The organism is Algoriella xinjiangensis (assembly GCF_900115015.1).
Taxonomy (GTDB): Bacteria; Bacteroidota; Bacteroidia; order Flavobacteriales; family Weeksellaceae; genus Empedobacter; species Empedobacter xinjiangensis.
The window spans coordinates 86,630-99,392 of sequence record NZ_FOUZ01000012.1 but is presented as its reverse complement, the minus strand read 5'-3'; the positions used below and the strand labels follow the sequence as shown (position 1 = coordinate 99,392).

At 29.9% G+C, this 12,763-nt stretch carries 9 protein-coding genes and 1 tRNA gene; 5 read left to right on the top strand and 5 right to left on the bottom strand.

Annotated elements, in window-relative coordinates:
- The first annotated feature begins 22 nt into the window (after window positions 1-22).
- Both BM072_RS12190 and msrB read left to right on the top strand, forming a co-directional pair.
- Window positions 23-763, top strand: coding sequence for a GLPGLI family protein (locus BM072_RS12190; RefSeq protein WP_177190316.1), 741 nt, complete (start codon window positions 23-25; stop codon window positions 761-763).
- Between the two features lie 136 nt (window positions 764-899).
- A complete protein-coding gene (gene msrB, locus BM072_RS12185; protein ID WP_092908953.1) occupies window positions 900-1,988 on the top strand; it encodes a peptide-methionine (R)-S-oxide reductase MsrB in 1,089 nt (362 codons plus the stop codon).
- 58 nt (window positions 1,989-2,046) lie between these two features.
- On the opposite strand, the gene BM072_RS12180 is transcribed toward msrB, so the two are convergent.
- Both BM072_RS12180 and BM072_RS12175 read right to left on the bottom strand, forming a co-directional pair.
- Complete coding sequence (locus BM072_RS12180; protein ID WP_092908952.1) at window positions 2,047-3,222, bottom strand: FAD-dependent oxidoreductase; 1,176 nt, start codon at window positions 3,220-3,222, stop codon at window positions 2,047-2,049.
- A gap of 29 nt (window positions 3,223-3,251) precedes the next feature.
- Window positions 3,252-4,010 (bottom strand): helix-turn-helix domain-containing protein, encoded by a 759-nt coding sequence (locus BM072_RS12175; RefSeq protein ID WP_092908951.1) that lies wholly within the window; start codon window positions 4,008-4,010, stop codon window positions 3,252-3,254.
- Between the two features lie 208 nt (window positions 4,011-4,218).
- Between BM072_RS12175 and BM072_RS12170 the strand changes: the two genes are divergently transcribed.
- Window positions 4,219-6,021 carry an ABC transporter ATP-binding protein gene (locus tag BM072_RS12170; RefSeq protein WP_092908950.1) on the top strand — a complete coding sequence of 601 codons (1,803 nt, stop codon included), beginning with the start codon at window positions 4,219-4,221 and terminating at the stop codon, window positions 6,019-6,021.
- A 1,028-nt stretch (window positions 6,022-7,049) separates the two neighbouring features.
- Here BM072_RS12170 and BM072_RS15640 read toward each other — a convergent pair.
- The 3 genes from BM072_RS15640 to BM072_RS12160 form a co-directional block, all read right to left on the bottom strand.
- Window positions 7,050-7,256 carry an IS1/IS1595 family N-terminal zinc-binding domain-containing protein gene (locus tag BM072_RS15640; RefSeq protein WP_420866286.1) on the bottom strand — a complete coding sequence of 69 codons (207 nt, stop codon included), beginning with the start codon at window positions 7,254-7,256 and terminating at the stop codon, window positions 7,050-7,052.
- Window positions 7,257-7,359: 103 nt separating this feature from the next.
- The gene (locus tag BM072_RS12165) at window positions 7,360-7,797 is read right to left on the bottom strand and encodes a hypothetical protein (protein ID WP_092908949.1); all 438 of its coding nucleotides are present in this window, start codon (window positions 7,795-7,797) and stop codon (window positions 7,360-7,362) included.
- Between the two features lie 640 nt (window positions 7,798-8,437).
- Window positions 8,438-8,522 (bottom strand) — tRNA-Ser (locus BM072_RS12160).
- Window positions 8,523-8,857: 335 nt separating this feature from the next.
- On the opposite strand from BM072_RS12160, the gene BM072_RS12155 reads away from it, so the two are divergent.
- Together BM072_RS12155 and BM072_RS12150 are read left to right on the top strand one after the other, a co-directional pair.
- A complete protein-coding gene (locus tag BM072_RS12155) occupies window positions 8,858-10,297 on the top strand; it encodes a glyceraldehyde-3-phosphate dehydrogenase (protein ID WP_092908948.1) in 1,440 nt (479 codons plus the stop codon).
- Window positions 10,298-10,480: 183 nt separating this feature from the next.
- Entirely contained in the window at window positions 10,481-12,739 is a 2,259-nt protein-coding gene (locus BM072_RS12150; RefSeq protein WP_092908947.1) for a T9SS type A sorting domain-containing protein, read from the top strand.
- Window positions 12,740-12,763: the final 24 nt, after the last annotated feature.

Sequence of the window (12,763 nt, the reverse complement as noted above, 5' to 3'; positions counted from 1 at the left end):
AAAAATGAAAAAAATGGATAAAATGAAAAATATAATCTTAATGTTGGCCTTATTTTTAGGAACTAATCTTTCGGCACAATCAGAAAAAGAAAGTATAAGAGCAATTTATAAAGCAGAATTTATTTTTGATTATGAACAATCAAAAGATATGTTTCCGAAAGATTTGCAGCCAATTTTTAAAAGTGCAATTGATAGAGGTGTGTTCGTCGATTTTATTTTAGAAAGTAACAATGTTTTATCAGTTTTTAAGCCTGATGTAAAATTAAATAATGCGCAAGATCAATCAAATATGGTTGTACAAGAAATTTTATCTTCGGAGAAAAATCCATTGTACAAAGATTTTTCGAAAAACGAATATTACAAGCAATTTGATATTAATGTAAAAACTTATTTAGTTAAAGAAAATTTACCAGATTATCAGTGGAAATTAACCAAAGAAAAATCTGTTATTAATGGCTATAATGTTATAAAAGCAATTGGAAAAGATACAGAAGGGAATGAGTTTACAGCTTGGTATTCTCCAGAAATAAAATACAAAGATGGACCTTATAATTTAGCTAATTTACCAGGTTTTATTTTACAAGCAGAAGTAATTACGCCTTATTTTAAAACAATTTTTAAGATAAATCAACTAGAGATTTTGAAAGAAAATCTTCAGATTACTTTACCAACAAAAGGAAAAATTGTCACGTTTAAAGAAATGAGAGCAGAGTTAAATGAAATGAATAAAACAGTGAATGAAGGAGTAGATAAGAATAACTAAAATAACCCAAAAAAATAGTTTTAGAAAAGAAGTTTGTGGTATAATTAATGCGATTGTTATTGAGTAATTTATGTCTAGAAAATTGAAGAGAATATGTTGATTTTAGATTTAAATTATTTCATTAAACTTCATTATCATGAAAAATATTATAATTATTGCAGCTTTGGCTGTTTGTGGTTTACTTTTAGCAAAAATGGATGTTTTTTCAAAAAAAGAGAAACCATTAACGAGTAAAATCACTGAAAATGAAATAAACGACAAACAAAATGTTATTTATTTTGCGGGTGGTTGTTTTTGGGGAACAGAACATTTTTTTAAACAAGTGCGTGGTGTTACTGCGACAGAAGTTGGTTATGCCAACGGAAATTTTGATAATCCAACTTACGAACAAGTTTCTACAGGAAATACGGGTGCTGCAGAAACCGTAAAAGTAACGTATGATCCCGAAATTGTTGACCTTGGTCTTTTGGTTGATCTTTATTTTAAAACAATCGATCCAACAAGTCTTAATCAGCAAGGAAATGATAAAGGAACTCAATACAGATCAGGAATTTTTTATGCAGATAAAAATGATGAAAAACTGATTCGAGAAAAAATAAAAGAACTTTCTAAAAATTATTCACAAAAAATTGTGGTCGAATGCGAGCCGCTTCGTAAATTTTATGATGCCGAAACGTATCATCAAAATTATTTAGATAAAAATCCTGGTGGATATTGTCATATAGAACCAGGTTTATTTGATATGGCAAAAAATGCAAATCCTCCAAAAGCAAATGATTTTAAAAAGAAAGATCAGCAAACATTAAAAAAAGAACTTACCAAAACGCAATATGATGTAACGCAAAATGGCGCAACAGAAAGACCTTATGACAATGAATATGATAAAGAATTTAGAGAAGGTATTTATGTTGATATTACAACTGGAGAACCACTTTTTATTTCGACAGATAAATTTGAAGCAGGTTGTGGTTGGCCAAGTTTTTCTAAACCAATTAGCGAGAAATTAGTGAAAGAAACTACAGATAATTCGCAAGGAATGACTAGAGTAGAGGTAAAAAGTAAAACTGGTGATGCGCATTTGGGACATGTTTTTGATGATGGTCCAAAAGAAAAAGGTGGTTTAAGATATTGTATAAATAGTGCTTCGTTAAAATTTATTCCGAAAGATGAAATGAAAGCAAAAGGCTATGAGAAATATATTTCGTTGTTGAATAAGAAATCATAAAAATTAAATGTGCAACATTCTAGTGTTGCACATTTAATTTTTAGATGAGTTGATAAATTTAGTCTTGTTTAAAATCTATCGTAAACATTTTAATCATATTTTGCAAAGCATCAACAGCATGCATTAATTCACCATTCTGTAAGGACTCCTGCGCGATCACTGCAGTTCGGTGGCGCATATTTATTTCATAAGTCGAAATTGCCTCATATAATGTTACATATTTATCTGAGCATAGATTTTCACTCAATTCTAAAGCATCCAACATAGCCATATTAGCCCCTTCACCTGCAAAAGGAGGCATTGCATGAGCTGCATCTCCTAATAAGGTTAGATTCGATATAGTTTTCCAAGTTTGATCTGTTGGCATACAATAGATTGGACGAGGGATAAATGGAGCTGTTGTATTTTCAAAAAGCTCATACCAAATAGAATTCCATTCAGGATATTTTGTTTTAAACCAATTCAATATTTCTATATTGTCTTTGAAATTCAATCCGCTGTTACTCGCCCAGTTTTCATCAGTTTTAAAGCTTGCATAGAATCCGATTTCTTCATTTTCTTTTTGTCCTAGTAATAAGTTCTTTTCATTTCCGAATGCCATTATTTTTCCGCCATTTAATAATTTAGCAATGATAGGAGCATTATCTTTTGCACCTTTAACATTTCCTTCTAGCATCGTTATGCCTGAATAGAATGCTTTAATATCAGTTAAATAAGGTCTTATTTTAGAGTTAACACCATCAGCCGCAATCACAAGATCGGCATATGCAGTAGTCCCATTTTTGAATTTCAATAACCAACCGTCATTTTGTTTTTCCATGGAGATAAAATGACTGTCCCAAACGACGGTTTCGGTTTGCAATACATCTAAAAACAAGTTTCGGAGCGCTTGACGATCAATTTCTGGACGGAAATGTTCATTTCCGAAATCTTCCTCTGGTTTTGAATCATGATCGCTGTACACGATTTCTGCATGTTCATTCGCGATAACCATTCTATCTGCTCCTGGACGATAGTTTTTTTTGAATGCTTCTAGTAAGTTTGCTGCTCTGATAGCTGCCAATCCTGATTCTTCATGCATATCTAATGGTGAGCCAATAACACGTGAGTTTTTATTGAGATCTCTTTCGTATAATTTTACATTTACACCTTTTAATTGCAAGAGTCTTGCTAATGTTAATCCTCCTGGACCTCCGCCAACGATGGCTATTTGTTTATTTTCGATTATTTTCATTTTATGTTGTTTTTAATAACAGCACAAAATTACTTCTTGGGTAAAATTAAAAATTGTACAAATCGGTCATTTTCATTTTTGTTTAATTCTTTTGGGGTTAAACCTGAATGTTTTTTGACTGCTTTAATGAAATGAGCTTGATCGCTAAAGTTCTGTTCAGGATAAAGTTTTCCTTTTTTAATGTCAGGTAAAGAGGATTGAAAACGTAGGATAGTACAATATTCTTTTAAGGATATACCTATATATTTATGAAAATAACGATTGATTTCACGACTTGACCAATTCGATTTATCGGATAAATCTTTTACTGTCATTGCTCCATTGGAACTGTAGATAAGATCAAAAAGTTTCTTTTTTCTACTTTCTATTTTCTTATGCTGTAGTATGCTTTTAATTTGTTCAGAAATTTTTTTAACAAAGGTTTCGAAAGGATTGAGATCACTTTGTTTAATATCCCAAAAGTTATTTGGCAAGAAAACTGGAAGATTTCCTTGATTAGCAATGGAAGTATCTAAAATGTATTCGACAGCTAAAAGTTTAAAACTGACAGCAAAGCTGAAAGTCCTTGCTGTGAAAATCACGGAAGAACAATTTCGATCTAAATCCATCAACATCGCATTAAATGGTTCCGTATCTGAGTAAGAAAAAATTATATCAACCCTGCCATCTGGTAAAGTAGAAATATCTTTATCTGTATTAGAACTGTTCGCGAGCATCCAAAAACTTTCGACAAAATCTGAAAGATCTTTGTCTGGATAAATGACTTGTATTTGTAAATCTGTGGTCACTTTTTTTTGGTTTTAAAAGCTAAATTAATGATTGTTCAGGTTTAAATTTTATTTTTTATTTCTCGAATTTAATTAAAAATGTAAATTTTCTCAAATTATATATTTGCATTATCTCAGTCAAAATCAAACATAAATCAACTAAAATTAATTTACAACTAACATTCATCGGATATATATCCGTAATTTTGCGTTCGATTATTTCAACAAAATGAAAACATTAATACGTTATTTAAAACCACATAAATGGTTGCTAATTGCTTCTTTAGTTTTGGCAACGATTAACCAAGTATTTTCTCTATTTGCACCAGCAATTACAGGTAATATTTTAGATAAATTGGTTACTCATCCTAATTTTTTTGATGCTGAAAAACTATTACCTCGTAATTTGGATCAGTTTTTCTACGGAAGCGATGATTATCATGGTGCTTTTTTCTTTTTGGGACTATTGATTGGGACAGCCATGGTTAGTAGAATTGCAAAAGCCTTTCAAGATTATGTGGTCAGTGTGATTACTCAAAAATTCGGAGCTAATATTTTTACAGATGGTTTACAACATTCGATGGCACTACCTTATCAAGATTTTGAAGATCAAAGAAGTGGTGAGACACTCTCTATCTTAACTAAAGTAAGAGAAGATTCGGTCAAATTTATTACCAATTTTATCAATATCTTTTTTGGTATTTTGGTAAGTATTATTTTTGTCTCCGTATATGCGATCCGTTTACATTGGTCTATCATGCCTGTTTATGTTGTCGGGATTTTTCTTATTGCATTTATCACCAATTTACTGAGTAAAAGAATCAAAAAAATTCAGAAAACAATCGTTACAGAAACTACCCAATTAGCGGGAAGTACAACTGAAAGTTTAAGAAATATTGAAATTGTAAAAAGTTTAGGTTTAACAAAGCAAGAGGTAAAGAGACTTAATAACAATACGTACAAAATCTTAGGTCTAGAGCTGAAAAAAGTTAAAAGCATCCGTTCTTTAAGTTTCATTCAAGGTACGATGGTCAATTTCCTGCAGCAGCTCATTACCTTAACTTTATTATATTTAATATTTAAAAACATTGTTACTCCAGGACAGTATTTATCCTTAATGTTTTATGGATTTTTTATTTTCGGACCAATGCAAGAGATTGGAAATATAATTATTTCATATAGAGAAGCACAAGCTTCCTTACAGAATTTCGATACTTTAATGAAAAAACCTGTTGAAGAGAAGCCACAAACTCCAAAACAAATTGGAGCTATTGAGCAATTAGCTTTTCATGCTGTTTCTTTCAAACATCAATCTGCTTCTTACAAGGCATTGAATGCGATTACATTTGATGTGAAAAATGGCGAAACTATTGCTTTTGTTGGACCAAGTGGTTCGGGAAAAAGCACATTAGTCAAATTATTAGTTGGATTATACCGTCCACAAGAAGGTGAAATCTTCTACAACCATATCAATGGTAATGAATTTGATTTTGACGAATTAAGAAATCAAATTGGTTTTGTAACACAGGACACTCAGCTATTTGCAGGGACTATAAAAGAAAACTTATTATTTGTAAACCCAAATGCTAGTGAACAAGAATTACAATTAGCCCTAAAAAAATCAAGCTGTACTGCATTAATTGAAAGAGCCGAAAATGGAATTGAAACTGTTATTGGTGAAGGAGGTTTAAAATTAAGCGGAGGGGAAAAACAAAGAATTGCCATAGCAAGAGCATTATTGAGACAACCTAATTTATTAATTTTTGACGAAGCGACTTCAGCTTTAGATAGTATTACTGAAGAAGAAATCACGTCTACTATAAAAGAAATTTCGGAGGATAAAGACCAAATTACGGTTCTTATCGCGCATAGATTAAGTACGATTATGCATGCAGACCGAATCTACGTGCTAGAAAAAGGACAAGTGATAGAAAAAGGTTCGCATGAAAATCTATTGAATGAAAAAGGATTGTATTATGCAATGTGGCGTCAACAAATTGGTGAACGTAAAATGGTAAAACCTACAGTGTAGTTGGAGAATTAATCTAGAAAATTTTAGATAATAATATAGAATAAAATCCCTAAACATAATTGTTTTAGGGATTTTTTTATTGTTTAACTTCTCTAGTTTTTATCCAATGATCAACTTTTTTCGTTTTAATCATATTTCATAATTATTTTCCATAATCAATAGAATACATAATTTTATAACCACTTAAATTATTAATAGATAAAACAATATTAGCAGGAAAAGAAAGCTAACGAAAATTAAATTGCATCGGAATTATATTGTATATATTTTTCGTTCAATTCTTCATTTATAATTTTGAACGATTCATTTTATAAATTTTTTGATTAATATTATATTCATTCCACAAATAATCATTTGAAAATGAAGGAAGAAATCCTATTAATTTATACAAAAAAAAAGAGATTCTAAATGATAGAATCCCTTTCAGCGGGCTAAGAGAAACTTCTGTCGAACACTTGATATTATTTTTGACGTTTTTGGATAAATTGTAATATCAAATTTTAAAAATAATTTACAAGATTTATTTGAAGAAATTTATTAATAGCATTTTCTGGCTTTATTAAGCATTTATTGTTTACAAAATCCTAACTTCAGAAATAAATAGTTAGAATTGCGGATAAAACTTTCATATTTTTAGAAAGCAAATAGTTTTTCGATTTAATTATTTCAAGTGAGTGCGTAAACTGAGATGATTTCTTGCAATATGGTTGGTAGAACGAAATCTGGTTGAATGAAATTCCGAAAGAATAACTTAACTATATGTATTGAGTTTATCAGTATAAATAGTTTTTGGTTTTGTTCGAATTATAGGAAGAAGTAGCTTTTTAAAACTTTCTATTGTTCGATAAACAACATAAAAAGCATGAATTTTTCTAGTTTGAAGTGAAAATGTATAGGAATCCAAATTGGTTTTAGACGTTTCTTATGAAAAGTTCGAAGTTCATCAACTTGAAATTATTTGTCTTGTTCAGTTATTTTCGGTGGAACTATTTTTGAAGCGATTTCTAAAATTCGTTTAAGTAGAGTGGTTATCGAGATTTTAAATATCGAGCTGTACTTCTTATACCCAAACCTTCTTTTGTTAGCTGAACAATATTATGATTTATGGTAGTATGATAAGCGTTGTAACTATACATTTCTACTTTTGTTTTCTGACAATCTTTACATTTGTAACGTTGATTTCCATTCCTCGTTTTACCATATTTTATTAATTTATCAGAACGACTGGAACATATTTTTGTTTGATAATCAATGGTAAAAGTTATTTTTTCATAGATTGTTAGAGATAAATTGTATTAAAATTTTCTGTAACACATCTGTAACACTACCAATATCCACTTATTCTAAATTATTCTTTAAAATGTTCCGTATATATGTACCAGTTTTTCTATCTAATGAAGCTATTACAAAAGATAAAGGACTTTTTTTCGTAAATAATTCGCTGTTATTTTTTATTAAAACAGGAATTCCATAATAGAAATCTTCTTTATCAGTTACGAAAAACCAATTTAAGTTTGATATATTTTTAAAAAATGTTTCACCAACGTACCTTATAAAAAAATCTAAAGCATATTTATTTTTATCGTAATAAATAGTTTCAATAGTAAAGTTTTCTAAAATATATCCTTCCAATACTTCAAGAGAATCAACACTATAATCGAGATTTTTTGAAATTTTATATGGTAATAAACAAGCATAATTTAACACATCTTTCATACAAGTAAGCCACCAAGTATAAGCTTCTTCTTCGTTGTTTAAATCTAATACAGTTATCATTATTTAAAAGTTATTTTAATATTTGCATTTTATAATCTGGTTGTACGTTTCCAAAATAAATGGGACACTAAGTTAAAAAACTAATGGTAGTGTTTCTGTTATAAATTTATTATTTTTTCTTGAAAATATAATTGCGAATATCTTTCACAAATTTTTCTAGGGTTTTCTTCTTCGAATTAGCCATAATTAAAGTTAAAGTTTTTAGAAAAATACTCGCTTAATTTTTAGGCCTTAGTTGTCCACTTTTTGTTGAAGATTTACAGGTAGAAGAAAAATGGATTAAAAACGAAGTAAATAAAGATACTTATCAACGATGGTATTCAATATATAATGATGAAATCGTTAATCTGAAAGATGGTATAGAACGTTACAGTAACGATCAGAATATTACCTTTAAAATATTAGAAAAGAATTTAAATAAACTGACCGACATGAATTTTATTTATGATCAAGCAGATACTATACAAAAACGAGAGTTTGTAAACACGGTGTTCGACAGCAATTTATACTATGAAAATGTTGTTTATCGAACACCTACGATGATCGATTTATTTTCTAGTAACCATTTGAAAATGAAGGAAGAAGTCTAGCTTATTTATACAAAAAAAAAAGAGATTCTAAATAATAGAATCCCTTTCAGCGGAGAGTGAGGGATTCGAACCCCCGGAGGTGTGACCCTCAACAGTTTTCAAGACTGCCGCATTCGACCACTCTGCCAACTCTCCAATAACGCAGTGCGTTATTGCGAGTGCAAATATAGAATGTTTTTTTGTTTCTGCAAATTCTTTTTTAGAATGATAAATTTTACGAAAACGTTGTAGTTGTAGTTTTTTAAATCGAATTGATATTTAATTAATTGATTTATAGTGGTTTGTTTTGTTTTTGAAATATTTAACGAAATTAAATAAAGAGAAATTATCACAATATAAATTGATTTTCGTACGTTTATCTGATTAAATGAATGATAATGGTTAGTATTTGAAAAAAAACTGTACGAAATCGTTATAATTGTTTATTTTTGCCAATAATTAATTATAAACACAATAAAACATTTTCTAAAATGAGTAACTCTTCGTATGATCAGCAACTTGCATCGTTTAATGAGATGAGCAAAAAAGTTGTTGAATTCATTAAAATCGTGTCTGATTTATGGTATGACCAATCAATTGAATTAGTAATTTTCCGTAATCAGTTAGTCGATAGAAATGTTAGTGACATCGTTAATTTGCATCAGTATGCTGAAGAATTTGTAGGTGAAAAAATATCTATTGATGATACTTTAGCAATTGCAAAGGCTATTTCTGTAGCAAATTTACCAGCTTCGAGATTAGATGTAGGTAAATTAGCAAAAGAATATACTTCGGGTAATTATGATTCTGCAACAGCGTTTGTAGAAGAAAAGTTAGGAGGAAGTAGAGAAGCTAAAAATGTAGAACCTAAGGATGTTGTATTGTACGGTTTTGGACGTATTGGACGTTTATTAGCGCGCGAATTAGCATCTCAAATGGGGAAAGGTCAACAAATGAGATTACGTGCTGTTGTAACACGTGATAAACATGATCCAGTTTTATTAGAAAAACGTGCTTCTTTATTACGTCACGATTCTGTTCATGGAGATTTTGATGGTAATGTAATTGCAGATCACGAAAATAATGCGTTAATCGTTAATGGTGTTACCGTAAATATGATTTCTGCTGCTCAGCCAGAAGATATTGATTATACAGCTTATGGTATTGATAATGCTTTGATTATTGATAATACAGGAGTTTTTAAAGATGATGTGGCTTTAGCGCGTCATTTAACTGCAAAAGGAGCAGATAAAGTGTTGTTAACTGCACCTGGAAAAGGTGTTCCGAATATTGTTTATGGTGTAAATCACGAAGAATATAGCCCAAATGAGGTTAATATTTTTTCTGCAGCATCTTGTACAACAAATGCAATTACACCAATTTTAAAAGTTATCGAAGATAATTTAGGTGTTGTAAAAGGACATTTAGAAACGATACATGCGTATACAAACGATCAGAATTTGGTTGATAATATGCATAAAAAATACCGCCGTGGACGTGCAGCTGCACTTAATATGGTAATTACAGAAACTGGTGCTGGTAGCGCTGTTGCAAAAGCTTTACCTAGCTTAGCAGGTAAATTAACATCAAATGCAATTCGTGTTCCTGTTCCTAACGGATCTTTGGTTGTATTGAATTTAGAAGTTAATAAAAATACATCAATAGAAGCGCTTAATGAAATGATGAAAGATGCAGCATTAAACGGTGAATTGGTAGAACAAATTAAATATTCGTTAAACAACGAATTGGTTTCTTCTGATATTGTAGGAACTTCTGCCCCATCTATTTTTGATAGTAATGCAACAATTGTTTCTGCAGATGGTAAAAATGTAGTATTGTACGTTTGGTACGATAATGAATATGGTTATAGCCACCAAGTAATGCGTTTGGCAAAACACATTGCAGGTGTAAGAAGATATACATACTATTAATAGTATTTTTTCCCTTTATTTAAAATTAATCCGCTAGCTTTTTTAAGTTAGCGGATTTTTTATGTAACATATTCGTTTAAAATTAGATATATTAATTTTATATATTAAATTTGTTAATGTTATATTAATCTAATATAAAAAAATTAACATTATTTTTGAATTACAAAAAAAAACTTTTTATTTATGAAGAAATTTTACTTTAAATCATCCTTATTAACATTGTTGTTGTCAGGATTTGCTTTTGGGCAATTAACATTACCTTCTGGTGGTGTTTATACAGAAAATTTTGACTTAATTGGTAATGATTTGCCAATAGGTTGGTCAGTTAAAACAGGAACTAGTGCTACTTCAAATGGAACAGATGGAACATTTACAAAAGCGAAATTTGTTTGGAATAATACTACTGGTGCATATAAAAATTTTGCTTCTGCTGATGGATTAATTGAAACTTCTTTACAAGCTGCTCAAGATAACAGTACAGATAGAGCTTTAGGAATAAGACAGACTGGTAGTTTTGGAACAACAAATGGAACTTCATTTGTTTTTCAAATAGATAATACAACAGGAAAAAGTAATTTTTTATTAGCTTTTAAACTGCAATCATTAGATAAAGGCTCTCCAAGAACGTCTACTTGGAAAGTTGAATATAGTGTAGGTAACTCACTTAATTTTAAATCACTTACAACAACTCCAAGTACACTAACAACAGGAAATTCTAAATTTACAAATCAAGATGTAAACTTAATTTTACCTACAGATTTTGGTAATCAATCAACTAATGTTTGGATAAGAATAACTACAACTGGAGAAGCTGTAGGTTCAGGAAATAGAGCAACAACTGCGATTGATGATTTTAAACTAACATGGGATGAATCTTCTTTATCTGAAACAACTTGGCAAAATGGAGTATGGTCAAACGGTGATCCATCTTTAACAAAAGATGTAATTATAAAAGGTGCTTTAGAAGTAAGTGCGTCTTTAGAAGCTAAAACATTAACAGTTTCTGATGCTGGCGGAATGCTTGCTGTAAAACCAGGAGGTATTTTAACAGTTGATGGAAAAATTGATAATCAAGCTGGTTTAACAGGTTTAGTTGTAGAGAATGGAGGAAACTTAATTCAAAATCAAAATGTAGCAAATTTAGGGGCAATTTCTGTAAATCGTAATAGCCAAGCAATGGTTCGTAATGATATGACATTTTGGTCTTCACCAGTTCAACAAGAAGCTTGGCAACAAACAATTCGTTCGTTTTCTCCAGAAACATTATTTAATCGTTTTTGGACATACAATGAATCAACAAATGAATTTAGTCAAATTTTAACTTCAGATACAGATTCAAAATTATTCGAAGCAGGTAAAGGTGTTTCAATCCGTGTTAAAAATACATTAGCAACAGGAGATAATACAATTCAAAATGGTGAATTCTCAGGAGTTCCTTTTAATGGAGATATTAATGTACCAGTTCAATTTACAGCAAGCGGATATAATCTTGTAGGTAATCCTTATGCATCAAATATTAATGTAGTAAAATTTTTAGTATCAAATACAAGTGTTAATTCATTGTATTTCTGGACACATCAATTTCCTGTTGGTTCTGCGGAATATGCTAATAATTATGCAGCTTTCAATGTTGTAGGATCTGTTATTCCAGGTTTGTCAAATATTTCTGTAGGACAAGGATTTATTGTAGGACTTTCTCAAGCAACACCAACAGTTAATTTTAATAACGCAATGAGAACTGCACAAGATGCATTTTTCTACAAAAACGCAATTGCAGAAAAAAATAGAATTTGGTTAAGTTTATCAAAAGAAAATAAACCTGTTAGTCAAATTTTATTAGCTTACATGGATGGTGCTACAAATGGTATTGACAATCAAATTGATGCAAAAGTTATGCAAAGAGGTTCTTCTGCTATTTACACATTAATTAATGACGAAGCATATGCAATTCAAGGCCGTAGTTTACCATTTGCAACAGATGATGTTGTTAAATTAGGTTTCGAAGCTTTAGAGCAAGGTAATTACTCAATTAATATAGAGCAAGTTGATGGTTTATTTAACGAAAATCAAACTGTTTATTTAAAAGATAAAGAATTAAATAAAATCTATAATTTATCTGAATCTGCTTATCAATTTACGTCTAAAGTAGGTGTGTTTAATGATCGTTTTGAGATTGTGTATGCAGACAAAACTTTGGCTACAGATGATTTAACAAAGAATAATGTGATTGTTTACAATACAAATAATACAATTGTTGTTGACTCTAAACAAAGTAAAATTGTTTCGGTAGAATTGTATGACATTCAAGGAAGAAAAGTAGTTGATAAAAATAAAATTAATGCAAATACTTTTCAAGTTCAATCTTCTGCGAAAGGAGTTTTAGTAATAAAAGTTTTAACTGAAGATGGAAAAGTTAAAACACAAAAAATTATTAACAAATAACTAACTATCTTAAAATAATACAAT